At 52.4% G+C, this 15,873-nt stretch carries 21 protein-coding genes and 2 tRNA genes; 17 read left to right on the top strand and 6 right to left on the bottom strand.

What is annotated here, in order from left to right:
- Window positions 1-117: 117 nt before the first annotated feature.
- The 6 genes from AB9F26_RS09680 to AB9F26_RS09655 all read left to right on the top strand — a co-directional run bounded on the left by AB9F26_RS09680 (window position 118) and on the right by AB9F26_RS09655 (window position 4,024).
- Window positions 118-1,302: a tyrosine-type recombinase/integrase gene (locus AB9F26_RS09680; RefSeq protein WP_369767915.1), complete on the top strand. Its 1,185-nt coding sequence runs from the start codon at window positions 118-120 to the stop codon at window positions 1,300-1,302.
- A 250-nt stretch (window positions 1,303-1,552) separates the two neighbouring features.
- On the top strand, window positions 1,553-1,732 hold the full coding sequence (locus AB9F26_RS09675; RefSeq protein ID WP_369767914.1) for a helix-turn-helix transcriptional regulator: 180 nt from the start codon (window positions 1,553-1,555) through the stop codon (window positions 1,730-1,732).
- Between the two features lie 101 nt (window positions 1,733-1,833).
- Complete coding sequence (locus AB9F26_RS09670) at window positions 1,834-2,124, top strand: hypothetical protein (protein ID WP_369767913.1); 291 nt, start codon at window positions 1,834-1,836, stop codon at window positions 2,122-2,124.
- A 124-nt stretch (window positions 2,125-2,248) separates the two neighbouring features.
- Window positions 2,249-2,761: a helix-turn-helix domain-containing protein gene (locus AB9F26_RS09665; RefSeq protein ID WP_369767912.1), complete on the top strand. Its 513-nt coding sequence runs from the start codon at window positions 2,249-2,251 to the stop codon at window positions 2,759-2,761.
- A 30-nt stretch (window positions 2,762-2,791) separates the two neighbouring features.
- A complete protein-coding gene (locus AB9F26_RS09660) occupies window positions 2,792-3,325 on the top strand; it encodes a hypothetical protein (RefSeq protein ID WP_369767911.1) in 534 nt (177 codons plus the stop codon).
- A 420-nt stretch (window positions 3,326-3,745) separates the two neighbouring features.
- Window positions 3,746-4,024, top strand: a complete 279-nt coding sequence (locus tag AB9F26_RS09655; protein WP_335586333.1) for a hypothetical protein — start codon at window positions 3,746-3,748, stop codon at window positions 4,022-4,024.
- A gap of 638 nt (window positions 4,025-4,662) precedes the next feature.
- Here AB9F26_RS09655 and AB9F26_RS09650 read toward each other — a convergent pair.
- Window positions 4,663-4,737: transfer RNA gene (locus AB9F26_RS09650), tRNA-Thr, on the bottom strand.
- A gap of 200 nt (window positions 4,738-4,937) precedes the next feature.
- On the opposite strand from AB9F26_RS09650, the gene AB9F26_RS09645 reads away from it, so the two are divergent.
- The 11 genes from AB9F26_RS09645 to AB9F26_RS09595 all read left to right on the top strand — a co-directional run bounded on the left by AB9F26_RS09645 (window position 4,938) and on the right by AB9F26_RS09595 (window position 11,406).
- Entirely contained in the window at window positions 4,938-5,117 is a 180-nt protein-coding gene (locus tag AB9F26_RS09645) for a hypothetical protein (RefSeq protein ID WP_369767910.1), read from the top strand.
- 17 nt (window positions 5,118-5,134) lie between these two features.
- A complete protein-coding gene (gene murA, locus AB9F26_RS09640; protein ID WP_369754211.1) occupies window positions 5,135-6,400 on the top strand; it encodes a UDP-N-acetylglucosamine 1-carboxyvinyltransferase in 1,266 nt (421 codons plus the stop codon).
- Window positions 6,397-6,876 (top strand): DUF2948 family protein, encoded by a 480-nt coding sequence (locus AB9F26_RS09635; protein WP_335586330.1) that lies wholly within the window; start codon window positions 6,397-6,399, stop codon window positions 6,874-6,876. The genes murA and AB9F26_RS09635 overlap by 4 nt, the downstream gene beginning before the upstream one ends.
- Before the next feature lie 4 nt (window positions 6,877-6,880).
- On the top strand, window positions 6,881-8,182 hold the full coding sequence (gene hisD / locus AB9F26_RS09630) for a histidinol dehydrogenase (protein ID WP_335586329.1): 1,302 nt from the start codon (window positions 6,881-6,883) through the stop codon (window positions 8,180-8,182).
- Window positions 8,183-8,190: 8 nt separating this feature from the next.
- Complete coding sequence (locus tag AB9F26_RS09625; RefSeq protein WP_335586327.1) at window positions 8,191-8,676, top strand: UPF0262 family protein; 486 nt, start codon at window positions 8,191-8,193, stop codon at window positions 8,674-8,676.
- Window positions 8,677-9,138, top strand: a complete 462-nt coding sequence (locus tag AB9F26_RS09620) for a low molecular weight phosphatase family protein (RefSeq protein ID WP_335586326.1) — start codon at window positions 8,677-8,679, stop codon at window positions 9,136-9,138.
- A gap of 111 nt (window positions 9,139-9,249) precedes the next feature.
- Window positions 9,250-9,468, top strand: a complete 219-nt coding sequence (gene infA, locus AB9F26_RS09615; RefSeq protein ID WP_039004513.1) for a translation initiation factor IF-1 — start codon at window positions 9,250-9,252, stop codon at window positions 9,466-9,468.
- Between the two features lie 3 nt (window positions 9,469-9,471).
- A complete protein-coding gene (locus AB9F26_RS09610; RefSeq protein ID WP_335586325.1) occupies window positions 9,472-10,044 on the top strand; it encodes a Maf family protein in 573 nt (190 codons plus the stop codon).
- Window positions 10,041-11,069 (top strand): ribonuclease E/G, encoded by a 1,029-nt coding sequence (locus tag AB9F26_RS09605; protein ID WP_369767909.1) that lies wholly within the window; start codon window positions 10,041-10,043, stop codon window positions 11,067-11,069. The genes AB9F26_RS09610 and AB9F26_RS09605 overlap by 4 nt, the downstream gene beginning before the upstream one ends.
- Complete coding sequence (locus tag AB9F26_RS09600; RefSeq protein ID WP_082802157.1) at window positions 11,070-11,252, top strand: DNA gyrase inhibitor YacG; 183 nt, start codon at window positions 11,070-11,072, stop codon at window positions 11,250-11,252.
- 79 nt (window positions 11,253-11,331) lie between these two features.
- Window positions 11,332-11,406 (top strand) — tRNA-Phe (locus AB9F26_RS09595).
- A 368-nt stretch (window positions 11,407-11,774) separates the two neighbouring features.
- Here AB9F26_RS09595 and AB9F26_RS09590 read toward each other — a convergent pair.
- The 5 genes from AB9F26_RS09590 to AB9F26_RS09570 form a co-directional block, all read right to left on the bottom strand.
- A complete protein-coding gene (locus AB9F26_RS09590) occupies window positions 11,775-12,575 on the bottom strand; it encodes a glutathione S-transferase family protein (RefSeq protein ID WP_369767908.1) in 801 nt (266 codons plus the stop codon).
- 199 nt (window positions 12,576-12,774) lie between these two features.
- Window positions 12,775-13,152 (bottom strand): hypothetical protein, encoded by a 378-nt coding sequence (locus AB9F26_RS09585; RefSeq protein WP_369767907.1) that lies wholly within the window; start codon window positions 13,150-13,152, stop codon window positions 12,775-12,777.
- 169 nt (window positions 13,153-13,321) lie between these two features.
- Complete coding sequence (locus tag AB9F26_RS09580) at window positions 13,322-13,753, bottom strand: GFA family protein (RefSeq protein ID WP_369767906.1); 432 nt, start codon at window positions 13,751-13,753, stop codon at window positions 13,322-13,324.
- A gap of 25 nt (window positions 13,754-13,778) precedes the next feature.
- Window positions 13,779-14,717 (bottom strand): carbon-nitrogen hydrolase family protein, encoded by a 939-nt coding sequence (locus AB9F26_RS09575; protein WP_369767905.1) that lies wholly within the window; start codon window positions 14,715-14,717, stop codon window positions 13,779-13,781.
- Window positions 14,718-14,814: 97 nt separating this feature from the next.
- Window positions 14,815-15,672: a class I SAM-dependent methyltransferase gene (locus AB9F26_RS09570; RefSeq protein ID WP_369767904.1), complete on the bottom strand. Its 858-nt coding sequence runs from the start codon at window positions 15,670-15,672 to the stop codon at window positions 14,815-14,817.
- Between the last annotated feature and the right edge of the window lie 201 nt (window positions 15,673-15,873).

Raw genomic sequence — 15,873 nt, 5'->3', positions numbered from 1 at the left:
CATCATATAAATATCAAACGTTTTCAAAGAATTAGTAATAAGCTGCTATTCCCTCTTGTTCCTCTATGGTCCCGTATATACCATATGTTGTAATGGGGCTGAGAGTGGGGCTAGAAAATGAGAGAGTTGAACAAGCTAAGCGCGGCATTGGTCAGAACAGCCCCTTTGGGCAAGTATGGCGACGGCGGTGGCCTGTGGCTTCATAAGGCGGGGCAGGAAGGTGGCAAATGGATTCTACTTGTCACAATCCACGGTAAGCGCCGCGAGATGGGTCTAGGCGCGTTTCCTGAAACGTCCCTCAAAGAAGCACGCTCAGAGGCCGAAAAATGGCGGGCGGTAGTGAGAGGGGGCAAAGACCCTATCAAGGAGCGAGAGCGCCTAGCCCGCGCCGCCCAGCGCAATTTGAATATTCTCTCCGATGTAGCGCTAGACGCATTTGAAAGCCGAAAGGCTGAACTCAAAGGCGATGGAAAAGCGGGCCGATGGTTTAGCCCCTTAGAAATTCACGTTTTGCCGCGCCTTGGAAAAGTGCCCGTTTCCGAGATTGACCAAATCGACATTCGCGACACCCTTGCTCCCATCTGGCACACAAAAGCCATGACCGCTCGCAAGGCGATGAACCGTCTAAGCATCTGCATGAAGCATGCCGCCGCGCTGGGCTATGATGTGGACATACAAGCCACTGAGAAGGCCCGCGCTCTTTTGGGTACTCAACGCCATGAAATAAAGCACATCCCCGCCGTGCATTGGCAGGACGTGCCTGCGTTCTATTCCAGTTTAGAAGAAAACACGACAACGCACCTTGCCTTGCGCCTTCTTATCCTTACCGCCGTTCGCTCGAAATCCATTCGCTTCATGCATGTTGACCAAATCGAAGGCGACGTTTGGACCATTGAAGGCGAGGCATTGAAAGGCCGCAAAGGAAAAACCACTGATTTTCGAGTGCCCCTGTCGCTGCCAGCACTGGCAATTATCGAACAGGCCCGCGCTGGTGCCCGTGACGGGTTCCTATTCCCTAGCGCTCGCAAGGGTGTGATTAGCGATGCGACTATGTCCCGCCTCATGGAGCGTAGAAGCATGGTAGAGCGCCCACACGGGTTTAGGTCTAGCTTTCGGGATTGGGTGGCCGAAAAAACAAACACGCCACACGATGTGGCGGAAACAGCCTTAGGGCATATTGTCGGCGGTGCGGTAGAGCGGGCCTACAAGCGCACAGACCACTTTGAGCAACGCCAAGTGCTCATGCAGCGCTGGGCTGATTACGTGACTGCAAAGCAAGCCACAATCGTGAGGATTTGCTGAAAACTTTTCCCAGCTTTAATCGAGAATGCTTTAGGGGCGCTACAGTTGCGCTCGCTACCGCTGTAGAAGCTGCCTACCTCCGTCGCAAAAAAGATTGCAGGTGTTCAAGTGACTCGATGCCGACGCATAGCTTTACTAGATGTAGGGTCATGTTTGCAACGAACCCCAATACGTGGACGAATTATGATGGCCAATGCCAACTCGACTTCGTATGTTGCCTCTACGTTCTTAAACATCAGGAGAGTGCCTAGTGATACAAAGACATTACCGAAGAACTGAAGTCGAAAAGATAACAGGCCTAAGTAGGTCGCTGATTTATTCGATGATGGACGAAGGCGAGTTTCCCCGTCCAATGCGCATGGGAAAGAAAGCCGTAGCGTGGCAAGAAAGCGCAATTGTGGATTGGTTGAACAGTCGCCTATCCACTTAGTACAACGCCTACGCAGTAACGAAACTGGCGCAGGCGTTGAGATAGTCCATACAACTAACTCCTACCGCACCGCGCCTCTAATCGCAAAGAGGTTTTTCTCTATGAGAATCAAAGTAACGCTCAATTTGAGCGAACAATCCCGCACGTTTGAACTCAAGGGCAGATTGGGTTGGACAATGGTCCATCTGGTTAGGGCTGGTGCCAAGGGTTTAACGACCCTTGAGCATCCCGCCCTCCGTATGTCGGCTTATATTTTTAGCCTGAGAGAAATGGGCATTCCTATTGAAACGCAAATGGTGCCGCATAAGGGCAGTTATCCTGGCATGCATGCGCTCTACGTCCTGTCCTGTGACGCTCATATGCAACTGCTGGAAGCTGAGGTGCAGGCATGAAAGTTGACCGCGCCACAGCACCGCGATTTGCAACCACTCCGTTTGAAAGGCACCTAATGCACAAACATAGTTTGCCTAGCCACCTAGCCCGAACCTTGGCGGAAATTCGGGGGATGCATCGCTAATGGGTAAAAGCAATCGCAAAGACAGTGAAGGGCAATACGTTGCTCTGTCCTATGCGCACCTCAAGTCAGAAGCATGGCGGTCCCTTTCGGGGGCCGCTGTCAAAGTCTGGTTTGAACTGCACACGCGATTTAACGGCGGCAACAACGGCAACGTGCGACTGTCGCTAAATGAAGCGGTGAAAGCGCTGGGCATTTCAAAAGGCACCGCCCAACGCGCATTTTTGGATCTTGAGGAAAAGGGTTTCATAGCGCTGCACAATCAAGGCAACTGGTATCACCGCCGCGCCCATGAATGGCGATTAACCACCAAACGCATGCAATCTCCAAAAGGGGTTCAGGTGGCAACAAATGATTGGGTACACTGGCGGGCAAAAACAAAAGGCGGACCACCAGAGTACCCGTCGCCTTCGCCAATGGGACCACCTCGAAACCCAAAGCCTCTTTCTGGGTCCACCAGAGAACCCGTCAGGGCAGATTCCAAGCCGCGCTTGGGTACTCATGTGGGACACTAATACTAACCACTCTCAGGGAAGGAACGCCCCATGACAGGGACCACCCCAAAGACAACGGCAAAACCAAATCAAAAACGCACCTACCCTAAGATTGAGGATGGGAAGAAAGGAAGTGTGAATATCACCTGTGATGACGGGTTTTCGTTTTCTCAGCTTATGGGGATGAAAACAGAAGATGCTGCCAAGGGTGTATTGCTGTCAGCGATAAACGCGCTGGGCGCAAACGGTGCCGCCTATCGAACTTTCGCCAGCGCTCTTTTTGCGGAACTCGAACCACGCGACGCCGCCGAAGCCATGCTCATAGCACAGATGACTGCCACTCACACACTTATGACCGTATTGGCTGGGCGCGTTATCGACCAAAACAATGTTCAAACTAGGGAATCGCAAGAACGATCTATGACGCGCCTCAGTCGCACCTACCTTGCCCAGATGGACGCCTTAAAGAAGTATCGCGCCAAGGCCCAACAGACAGTCAGGGTCGAGCGTGTGACGGTTCACGATGGTGGACAAGCCATTGTAGGGGATGTGACCCACGGGGGGAGGTGTGAGTATGAAAAGTGACGTTAACCCCATGAACCCTATTGAACGCCTGAGAAACGCGCCCCGATGTACAGCAACCGCTAAAGGCACAGGCAAGCGCTGCAAATGCCCTTCTAAGCAAAATTGGAACGTTTGCCGCTTGCATGGCGCTGGCGGTGGAGCGCCGCGCGGTGCTGCCCATCCGAACTTCAAGCATGGATTGCGAACCGTAGAGATGGAGAAAATACGGTGTCTAGTAGCGCTACTGAGTGCAAGCTAGTAAGCATAACATAAAACCTCGCTTAGCCACCGGACGCTTACCCCGCAACTCCGTGCATCCTACATCAATTGACATAGATCAATTTTGGAGAGCTTCCTCAAGTTATGCTTTAAATGCCTGTCTTCTTGTAGCTCCATCTTCGAGTCAGGCTTTATTGCGTTTTTTGGAGTAGGGAGTTTAAAATGATGCACCGTTTAATTTCACTTTCCGCGATATCCGCCCTTTTGATTGGGTCCGCAGCTCTTGCTGGGCAGCCTGACGATCCTGGTGCGCACGGAGGAATTGTCTCCGAAGCACCCAAGACCCACAAGGATAACGGAACTAACCTCGGACAGGCGATCAAGGATTACAGAGAAAACGTTGATCCGGATTACAAAGTTGGAGAACAGGTACAGTCCCTTAAGGAAACTTACGGCGGCGCACCGAACCCTGACAATGATAATGGCAGCGGCAACGACTGAAACTAAGGTAACTCAAATCCTTTTCTTGAAATAAAATATGGCCCGTCCTTTTTTGGGCGGGCTACGTCTTTTCCAAGAACGACCTCCACCAAGCATAGCAATTACCCATAAAGCACCGCAGCTAAAGTTGCTGGACCAACTTTGCATAGGGTAGACTTTGGGTTTAGTTGGTGAATGTTTCTAGCAACTGCCTAGGCTTGCGATTTTTTACCAGTTTCCTCAAGTGCATTTTTCTGGCAGCGGCTGTCCCAAATGCGCGCAAATGAGCCAGATGTTCACCCAATCCGAATTCGTTGAGAAGTCAATAGCGGTTCACGGCGACCGTTACGATTACTGCGCAGCCGTTAACCCTACGGGGGGGAGTGTGATTCCTTGAAGATATTATCTGGGGACCGAAGGCGGGAAGCCCTTTTCACGCATCCACAAAATGGAGTTTTCGGACGCCGTAAAGGATTCGGACGCCGTAAAGGATATTGCCTCGTGCGCGTGCGCGTATTGGTGACGAAACTACACTTCTGGATGTGACGGGCGCATTTATTACCCGTACCTATCAAAAGCGTTTAGTGGGTCTAAAGGTGGGGCTGAAAATAGTTCGGCCAATTTAAGTAGCTGAATATTAACAGTTTTATCGCCTTTTATGGTGCTGCTGGGGAGAATTGAACTCCCGACCTCGTCATTACCAATGACGCGCTCTACCACTGAGCTACAGCAGCCCGTTTGCACGAGGCTTGGCGGCTGATTAGACGCAATTCGGACGCGAGGCAAGGGTCTTTTCGCCCAATTACGGGTGACCATATCCGGTGTGCGGAAAATCCGGCTGTTTTTTACCATGTAGGCTCAAATCTCGCGGAATAGATTTGGATGGGGTCTCGGTTACTGGACGGCCTCCCTTTGCTAGGGTAGACAGTCAAATATGAGCAAAGAACCAGTGAATAAAAGTGCAAAGGCTGCAGGAACCCAAGAGGGGGCAAAGCCGGCACAAAAAACGGGAAAAACCCGTGACGACCGACTCAAGTCGGCGTTGAAGGCAAATATGGCCAAACGTAAATCCCAAGCACGCGCACGCAGTGTCGTGAATGATCAAGAAAATTAGGCAGAGTAGGGCAGAGAATGGATTCAATTGTTGTTAAGGGAAATGGCCCGCTCAAAGGGCAAATTCCGATTGCTGGGGCGAAAAACGCCTGCCTGACACTGATGCCTGCGACGTTATTGTCAGAAGAGCCGCTGACGCTAACCAATGCGCCGCGCTTGTCTGACATCCAAACGATGACAGCTCTTTTGGAGTCGTTGGGGGCGGAAGTTTCGAGCCTTCAGGACGGAAAAGTCTTGGCGCTGTCTTCACATAATATCGACAACCATGTGGCCGATTACGAAATCGTGCGTAAAATGCGGGCATCGAACTTGGTGCTTGGTCCGATGTTGGCCCGTTTGGGGCATGCGATTGTTTCGCTTCCTGGAGGATGCGCAATTGGCGCCCGTCCGATGGACCTCCATATTGCGGCGCTTGAGGCAATGGGGGCGGAGATCGAACTCAAAGAGGGCTATTTGCACGCGATAGCACGCGGCGGATTAAAAGGCGCGGTGCATGAGTTGCGGTTTGCATCCGTTGGGGCCACGGAAAACACCGTGATGGCCGCGACTTTGGCCAAGGGAACGACCGTGCTCAAGAACGCGGCGCGCGAGCCCGAGATCGTCGATTTGGTGCATTGTCTGCGCAAAATGGGCGCACAAATCGAAGGTGAAGGCACCTCGACGATTACCATTCAGGGCGTTGACCGATTGAACGGCGCGACCCATCCCGTTGTGACTGATCGCATTGAATTGGGCAGCTATATGCTCGCCCCTGCGATCGCTGGCGGCGAAGTTGAATTGCTTGGTGGGCGGATCAATTTGCTAGCCGCTTTCTGTGAGAAACTGGATGCCGCTGGCGTAAGTGTCACTGAGACCGAAAAAGGCCTGATGGTTGCACGCAAAGGCGACTTAATTCATTCGGTGGATGTGGTTACCGAAGTTTATCCTGGGTTCCCGACAGACCTCCAAGCCCAAATGATGGCGCTTATGTGTACGGCTGATGGCACCAGCGTTTTGGAAGAGAAAATCTTTGAAAACAGGTTTATGCACGCGCCGGAGCTTATCCGTATGGGGGCGAATATTGACGTTCAGGGCGGTGTTGCAACCGTTAAAGGCGTGAAGCGTCTCAAGGGTGCGCGCGTTATGGCGACCGATTTGAGGGCCTCTGTGTCGCTCATTTTGGCTGGCCTTGCCGCTGAGGGTGAAACCGTCGTTTCGCGGGTATACCATGTGGATCGCGGTTATGAACATGTGGTCGCCAAATTTGCCGGAATCGGCGCACAAATTGAACGGGTGAAAGAATGACACAGGACGCCAGCTTTGAAGACGGAGCAGAGAAGCCAATCCAATTGGTGGCCGTTGATGCGACCGATCTAGGGGTCATCTCGGGCCTTGTGCAGGACGCTGTTTTCCTTGGCTCGGAAATGACATGGCTTCCCGCGCAACGCCGTTTTGCGATTTTGTGCAATCGGTTCCGTTGGGAAGATGTTGCGCAAGCCAAGGCACGCAACCGCCCTGTCGAGCGCGTGCGGTCAATCCTTGCCTTTGAGGACGTAACCAAGGTCTTGAGCCAAGGTATCGATCCGCAGCAAAAAGACACGGTTCTGTCTGTCCTGACGGTGCATTTTGAGCCGACTGAGGATGGCGCGGGACGCCTTGTTTTGACCCTTGCGGGGGACGGGGCCATTGGGCTTGATGTGGAATGTATTAATGTCTCATTGCAGGATGTGACGCGACCTTATATTGCTCCATCAAAACACATTCCTCACCATCCGGAGTAAATAGATGCCTCTTTTCCTGAACGCCCAAGACGCCAATTTCGAGGCGGATTTCGCAGCGTTCCTTGGGACAAAGCGCGAAGACAGCCCTGATGTAGATGCGGTCGTGGCTGAAATTATTGCCGACGTGCGGGCGCGGGGCGACGAGGCTGTGATTGAGTTGACGCGCAAGTTTGATCGGTTTGAGGTTACGGCAGAAACGATCGCCTTTTCGAAAAGCGAAATCGATGCGGAGTGTGCGAAAGTAAGCGTCGAGGACGCCGCAGCACTTGAGATGGCGGCGGAGCGTATTCGGGCCTATCACCTGCGCCAAATGCCCGAAGATGCCAGCTTTACAGATGATGTTGGTGCCACACTTGGTTGGCGTTGGAGTGCGGTCTCTGCGGCGGGACTTTATGTTCCCGGAGGCCTTGCCAGCTACCCAAGTTCAGTACTGATGAACGCGGTTCCAGCCAAGGTGGCAGGGGTTGAGCGCTTGGCAATTTGCGTGCCGACACCTGATGGCGTTTGCAACCCACTCGTGCTTTTTGCGGCGCGGCTTGCGGGCGTTGATACAGTTTATCGGATTGGCGGGGCGCAAGCGATTGCAGCCCTTGCATATGGGACGGCGAGTATCGCCCCCGTTGATAAAATTACCGGACCGGGCAACGCGTTTGTGGCGGCGGCGAAGCGGCGTGTTTTTGGCAAAGTCGGTATTGATATGATCGCGGGACCCAGTGAAATTCTGGTGATCGCGGATAAGCACAACAATCCAGATTGGATTGCCGTGGATTTATTGAGCCAAGCCGAGCATGACGAAAGTGCCCAAAGCATCCTCATCACCGATGATGCTGATTTTGGCCTTCAAGTTGTTCAAGCCGTTGAAAAGCGCTTAGAAACGCTTGAGCGGGCGAAGATCGCGGGGCCAAGTTGGCGCGATTTCGGAGCGGTCATTACGGTCGCGACCCTCGATGATGCCGTAACGCTGTCTGATCGAATTGCCCCCGAGCACCTCGAAATTTGCGTTCAGGATGCCGATGCAATGGCCGCAAAAATCAAACACGCAGGTGCGATCTTCATTGGCGCATTTACGCCCGAAGCCATTGGCGATTATATCGGCGGCCCAAATCACGTATTGCCGACCGCACGTTCAGCGCGTTTTTCTTCTGGCCTCTCAGTCATGGATTTTCTCAAGCGCACCACCCTCTCAAAAATGACGCCAGAGGCCCTGCGCGCAATCGGCCCGTCAGCAGAGCGATTGGCCAAATCCGAGAGCCTTGAGGCCCACGGCCTGTCTATCCGCTTGCGGCTCGACAGCTTAAACGAGTAGCATTTTATATGACCACCGATCGAATTGCAGAAATTGATATTGATGATGGTGGGCTTGCACCTCCGACTCCGCAAATTGAACAAGAACGCCGCGTGGCGATTTTTGATCTGTTGGAGGAGAACAGTTTCGCCCTTCCTCCGCGCGATGATCGAGTACCCCCCGTTGGCCCATATCACCTGAAGCTTGCCATTCGTGAGCGGCGTTTGGTGTTTGAAATATCTGACCTTAAAGAGGGGCTTGCGGCAGAATTTCATCTGGCGCTGGGCCCGTTCCGTCAGGTTGTGCGCGATTATTTCCAAATTTGTGAAAGCTACTTCGCAGCGGTTAAAAACCTGCCACCCGGACAAATCGAAGCGATTGATATGGCGCGGCGCGGTATTCACGACGAAGGCGCACGCGTCCTTCAGGAACGTCTTGAGGGCAAAGCCACGTTGGATCACGCAACATCCCGTCGGCTTTTTACCCTTATTTGCGTTCTGCATTTCGGAGGGTAGATGGCGAAGTCGCGTCCGACGTCAGTTCTGTTTTGTTGCGATCATAACGCCGTGCGTTCGCCAATGGCGGAGGGCATTATGAAGGCGCTCTACGGAACATCCATTTATATCCAGTCGGCGGGTGTTAAAAACGATCTGGAGATTGATGGGTTCGCAATTGCGGTTTGCAAGGAAATCGGGGTCGAACTTTCACGGCACCGAAGTCGTTCGTTTGACGAAATGCAAGAGTGGGGCGACGACCTTTCGAGCTATGATTTGGTCGTCGCATTGTCACCCGCAAGCCAACGTCGGGTACTGGATTTGACCCGCATATATCATATCGAGATTGAATATTGGCCGATTCTAGATCCGACTGGCCTTGGCGAAGGGCGCGAGGATCGCCTGCTAAGTTATCGCCAAACACGGGATCAAATCCGCGATCAGTTGCTAGAACGTTTCGGAATACCCGAAAATTCTCTCTAAATCGGAAATTACCCCGCAATTTGGTGAAGTAGTTCTTGAAAGTCCGCCCAAGGACGCGCATTTAGTACACGCTCGCGGAGATACCGCGGCAAGCAACCAATTGGAGAAAACATGGCCAAAGAAGAAGAGCTCGAATTTCCGGGCGTCGTTAGAGAGCTTTTGCCAAATGCGACGTTTCGAGTCGAGCTGGAAAACGGCCATGAGATCATCGCACATATGGCAGGAAAAATGCGCAAGAACCGCATTCGTGTCCTTGCTGGAGACAAAGTTCAAGTCGCGATGACCCCGTACGACCTTACCAAAGGTCGCATTAACTATCGCTTTAAGTAAGCTATGCTGCTCGTTTTAGGCTCCGCAAGCCCACGTCGCGCTGAACTTTTGGCGCAGATTGGCGTGGAGCCTTTTGCCGTGCGCCCTGCCGATATTGACGAGACGCCAAAAAGCGGCGAATACCCTCGCCCCTATTGCCAACGTCTTGCCCGTGAAAAAGCGCTAGCCGTTGAAGCCGCTGACGATGAGATCGTTCTGGCGGCGGATACGATTGTGGCGATTGGTCGCCGCATTCTTGGAAAGCCCGCGCATGCGGATGAAGCCCGCGAATTCTTGCGGCGTCTATCTGGCCGGCGGCACCGTGTGGTCACGGCGGTCGCTCTGCGCCAAGGCGATAAAATTACGGAAAAAGAAACCGTTACCATTCTGCGGATGAAGCTCCTCACTGACAAAGATATCGAAGCCTATATTGCGACGAATGAATGGCAGGGCAAGGCGGGGGGCTATGGCATCCAAGGCTATGCCGCACGATTTATTCCTTGGATTAATGGTTCATATACGGGCGTCGTTGGCCTTCCGTTGACGGAAACGGCACAATTGCTTGAAAGCGCGGGTTACCCGCTGGAGGTCTCATGAAGGGTCGCACTGTAGTCTTGGATACCTATAAAGGACGTGCTGCCGCAGCACTCCTTGATAATGGGAAACTCTCCGATTTTTTGATCGACCCCGCCGATAAGAATGTTCCCATTCCTGGGGCTATTTACCGTGCATTTTGTGACCGGCCTATGAAGGGGCAGGGCGGAATGATGGTACGTCTTCCTGGCGTGACTGGATTTTTGCGTGAGGGACGGGGACTTGCTCCCGGTCAACCCATTCTGGTGCAAGTGACCGGCTTTGCGGAAGAGGGAAAGGCCGTGCCTGTTACGGCAAAAATCCTGTTCAAAAGTCGCTACGCAATTGTCACCCCCAATGCGCCAGGTTTCAACATCAGTCGCGGTATTCGGGATGACGATAAACGCGACGAATTGTTGGGAATTGCTCATTCTGTAATGGGGGAAAGCAAATTTGGCCTCATTTTCCGTTCGATTTGTGAAACATCAGATCCAGAAGAAATTGCTGAGGATGTCGCCCATATGCTGGGTGAGGCCGAGGGCGTTTTGGGGGCCGAAGGGAATGCGCCCGAGTTGCTGCTTGATGGCCCTAACGCTCACCTTCTTGCGTGGCGAGATTGGCCAACACCAGACACAATGTCGGACGAAGCAGGGGCCTTTGTGACCTTCGAAGTCGATGAGTTGATTGATCAGGCCTTGTCGTCTTTTGTGCCTCTCTCGGGAGGGGCGAGTATGTATGTTGAACCAACGCGTGCACTCGTTGCGGTCGATGTGAACACAGGCGGCGATACCTCTCCTGCGGCTGGCCTCAAAGCCAATATTGCTGCGGTACGAGACCTGCCGCGACAATTACGCGTGCGAGGCCTTGGCGGGCAAATCACATTGGATCTGGCGCCCATGCCCAAGAAAGACCGTCAAACCCTCGAAAGCATTATTCGTATTGCCTTCAAAAGTGACTCTATAGACACCTCTATGGCTGGGTGGACGCCGCTTGGCCATTTTGAATTGCAGCGCAAACGCGAGCGTCTGCCCTTAAAGGATGGTCTCTAAATGTCGTGCCCGATCTGTAATGGTAAAAGCGATCCTAAGTACCGCCCCTTTTGCTGCAAAAAATGCGCGGATATTGATTTAGGGCGTTGGTTTAACGGCACATATACCACTCCAGCCGAGGAAATTGAGGACCTTGCGGATGCTCAGTCGGAGTTGGAAAAGCCTAATTCGCACCTGCATTAGTTTTTTCGCACTTTGCCCCTAGACACCATGCCTCACCGCGTCTAGAACACCGCAACCCGAACGTTTATTCGTTCCCCGTGCCCGGGTAGCTCAGGGGTAGAGCAGTGGATTGAAAATCCTCGTGTCGGTGGTTCGATTCCGCCCCTGGGCACCATTTTTACAAACAAATACAATGCCATAACTATAGCACAGTTTTTACTTCCTGCGTTGCACACTCATCGCACAGTTTTTCGTGTGTTGGTGCGTGATTTGATGGGCTGATTTACTGTGTTGAACACAGTGTTTTGAATCGCTGTGTTAACAGAGTCTTTGCAACACAGTGTTTGCCCAGAGTAACTGAACTTACTCTTGGAACACACTAACTCATCACAGTCTTCCAACACACTAACGCGACACAGTCTTCGACCAAAGTGTTTCAAGTTGTTGCCAAGGACACTGCTTTCCACATCAATAGCGTTGCGAACTTGATCGCAGCTTCAGGACTGACTGTATTCGTTGTTTGCTACCGAACTTTGAACTGGATCAAGCGACGAGCCCCAATGCCTTGTCGCTTGTAGTCCCCGCATACTTGTCTCGTGGAGGCCAGGGTCGGTCTTCCCAAGGTGGTGTGAACGCAAAACTCGAAACAGAGCGCCCTTCGACGAGAGCACCGTTTCCGGCACCAAACGCATAATCATAGTAAAGCTTCACGATCTCTTCCTCGGTTACCTGATCCGTCGCCGGATGGGTCATGCAGGCATCGCGCCAGCCACGCACACGGTCGTATTTTTCCCCGTCCGGCAACTGAAACTCTTCATAGTAGTCCAAAAACCAGAACCGTTTGAACATTGGTGCGAAAACGGCTTCGGCAAGGCCAAAATCACCAAAGAGCCACGGACCCTCACTGTTCTGATCCACCAGGAAACTGTTGATATCACGATACAGGGATAGCAGTTTTTCGTTGAATTCACTTCTGCGGTCGTGATCCTGGTTCATGACGAAGAGATAACCTGCCATGGTGAACGGGCCCTCTTTCGCGATCAGCATCGACTCGATCGCGTGTTCAACCGGATCGCTGCGTCGAAGCATCGGACCTTCCAACGCTTCGTCAAGGTAGCGCAGTATCACTAGGCTCTCTTTCAATATCGTGCCGTCGGGGATTTCGAGGACTGGAAGTGCAGTTGTGCCCTGGGTCTTGGCAAGCAGTTCCGGGTCCCGCGACTTAGTAATGTCGACGACCCGGAATTCGACTGCGTCCTGTTGTCCCCGCAATGCCAGCAATATCTCGAGGCGTTGGGAAAATGGACAGACAGGAATGTGATAGACGATGTGCTTTGCAGTCATGGGCTCAATCCAGAGGTTGTCCAGTGAAAGTAAGGTTGTGACGTCGGTCAGAGTAACTTCAACACAGTGTTTGCATCATAGCTTTCAAACACAGCGTTTCAGGTTGCTATCAAAACACTGCATTCTAGGTCAGTGGCGTTGCGAACTTGATCGCAGCTTCAGGACTGACTGCAACGACCTCAAGTACCCGCGCAGAGATTCAGTGCGCGTTTTGTAGCACGTTCCAACCGAATGCGAGAACGCCCAGAAGAACCAAGAACTCAGAAATTGGTGCAATCGGCACCATCGCGGCTTCGGTGATAATTTGAGCGAGCATTAAGAAGACCAGCAAGTTAACCATCACTGCACCGACGAGGTGTAGCCAAAAATGAACACTTGCGAGACGCCCTTCAGCCATCGCTGGATAAGCCTTGTAGGTCAGCGCGAAGATCACGGAGAGCACAAAGCCAAGCAGGTTAATATGTGCATGACTTAACGCCAGCGAGTGATCTCCAGACCCACCCATGTACATTCCCATCACGATGCCCACGATCAGAAATGCTGAACCCAGCAACAGAAAATTTCTAGATACATTCATTTAACTGTCCCCTTTTATTTTCCTCGCATCTCGGCTCCTATCACAAAAGCGTGATTCGGAAAACGGCGACGTATGCGACTTGGAAAGTACAATGTCAGTTACGCCTTTCAGTAAACTGGGTTGTCGCGACCATTGACGGATAAGGTCGGCCCTTCAAAACAACTTGGTCTCAATCGGCAAGCTGCGCGCCTGAGCCGCCAAGTTCCGCCGGCAGGTCGGCGAATTTAGGCAGGCCATCGGGAATGGACAACGACTTTTCGCCATAGTGGACATGTAGCCCAGGCTTGAAATCGAGTTCAGGAAGCATAGCCGAAAAGACATCCACCAAACCCATATTGGGGTGAACAGTCATGAGGTGCCCTCCGCAATTCGTGCAGAATTTACGATAGCTGTTCTCGGTCTTGTGATACGTCCCGACGTGGTCCTCGCCATCAGTGATCTCAAGATGTTTTGGGTCCCAAAGTGTAAAGCCGTTCACCGGAGATGCTGACCAAGAGCGGCAGCTTTCACAGTGGCAATACCCCATTCCTTCGGGTGTTCCCGAAACCTTGAATTTAACAGTCCCGCAGAAACATTGGCCGTTGTAGGTTGAATTGGTCATGGTCTTTCTCCTTGCTCTTTTGTTTCTAGTCTACAAACACGACGGGTTGCATCGGTGCACGGTTAACCGAAAGTTTGAAAACATCCGGGCGGGCGTAGTGGCCGCTCGCGTCGAATTTCCGTCGTGAAGCACGCGCTGCATCGACGTCGATCTCCGCCATTAGCAAGCCTTTTTCACAATGCATCGGCCCGGCAGAGATGCCGCCAAAGGGTTTGTAGATCACTGCATCACCCGGATTGACCCATTCGTCCTTATTCGGGAACAGTTCGTCATAGTACGGAATGTCGTTGGGGATGTCGGACACCTCCAGTGAAGTTGCACATCCTAATACCCAGCAGCCGCCTTCACGTGCTATATGCTGCATGGTGGCCAACCATGTTTCACCGCTGTCCCAAGTAGGAGCGACATAGATATCAATGTTTTGGGCATACAGCGCTGCTCGCGCCATCGGCATGTAGTTCTCCCAGCAGATCAGTGCGCCAACGCGACCAACTGCTGTGTCAACTACGTTCAACCCTGAACCATCGCCAAAACCCCAGACCATACGTTCTGGATTGGTCGGCATAAGCTTGCGGTGATTATTTTGAATGCTTCCGTCAGCGTCGATAATGATGCAAGAATTGTAAAGCGTTGAACCGGATACTTTACCGTCGAGTTCCTGATAGCCTGCAACAATAACCATGTCGTTTTCACGGGCGGCCTCCTGCAAAGGAGCGAACCCGTTCTTACTCAGATCAACTGAGTTGGCCTGCAATTTGGCAAACAGTTCGTCAGTCTTACCCATGCCTGCGCCCGGAGACAGACGCCAGACAAAGGTAGGGTAACCAGGAAACCACGCCTCTGGAAAAACCAATAGACTGGCACCGTCACGCGCCGCTTTTTCGACAAGCTCTACGGCGCGGTCCATGGTGGCAGCGATGTTCAGGTAGACTGGTGGTTCTTGGACGATTGCAACTTTTGTCATGGGGAAGTTCCTTTGTTTTATGCTACGCGAAGACACGCTAATTGGTGTTTGGAGTGCTCACGGCTGTTTGATCGCCGTGACCACTTGATTCTTGAGGTCACTTTTGACCAGCAACGACAATCAACTCACAGGGGCCAGAAAAGCCTGTCTCGCTCTCGAATGCTTGCAGCGCGGTCTCGATTTCAGCCCAGACCCTAGATTGCTCGTCAACGCCGAGCCCTTTGAGCATTTCGTGAAGTGCGCCAAAACTTTCACGCTCGAAGCGAACGCAGTCTGTAGCACTTGGCAGTACCAAAGGGGCTGATAGGGTTTTTTCACATACATTCCGAAAGCCTGCGTCGTGAAGTAGATCGACCAGAACACCGGGTTGGCTCAGACTGAACGGTCCAGGTTGGCCTTTGGCCGGGGGTGGCAGCTGTGCCGCCTTGCGGATGATGCCAACTGGAATAGAGAAAAAACCGTTATTTTCTGGTGTGGAATAGACAATCGCGGAAAACCAACCGTCGGGCTTCAAAGTCTTTAGGATGCCTTTCAGGGCCTTCATCTGGTCAGGGAAGTAAATAAGACCTACACGGGAAACAACGGCATCAAACTGTTCTGGTGCGGCGGTTAAATCTTCACCATCCATCACTTTAAAATCGATTTGGCTGTAGCCTTTGGACTGGGCATTTGCAGCGGCATAGTCCAGAATATTTGACGAAATGTCTGTGGCTAGAACGAAGCCTTCAGGACCTACTCGGTCAGCAATCTGCATGGATTGATCACCAGCACCAGCCGCGACGTCCAATACTTTGGCGCTCTTGGTTATGCACGCGAGGTCGATCATTGTATCGGTAGCGGGCCCTAGCCATTCCCGCAGCACATTGCCCCATTCGCTCCAGGATTTTGCGGCACTTTGCCATTGCTGCGTCGTTGCTGTCTTATAGGCATTAGGATCAAATTTCGCTGGGGTCATGTTCGTGCTCCTATATGCGGGTTTAAAACCGGCTTGATTGCTTGTTGATGAGAACACCATGGCAGCCGATCGTGTGAACCAGCGTTTGAAGAAAGTGGAAACTTGTCGCTAAGAGAAGAAAGTTCTTCTTCATCGCCTTTGAGTGCCGAACTTTTTGGGCATATGCGCGTCGCGTTTAACGGCCAGCCAGTCGAACTTCCC

Source organism: Falsihalocynthiibacter sp. BN13B15, assembly GCF_041205415.1.
Lineage (GTDB): Bacteria > Pseudomonadota > Alphaproteobacteria > Rhodobacterales > Rhodobacteraceae > Falsihalocynthiibacter > Falsihalocynthiibacter arcticus.
This window is presented reverse-complemented; position numbering and strand designations above follow the sequence as displayed.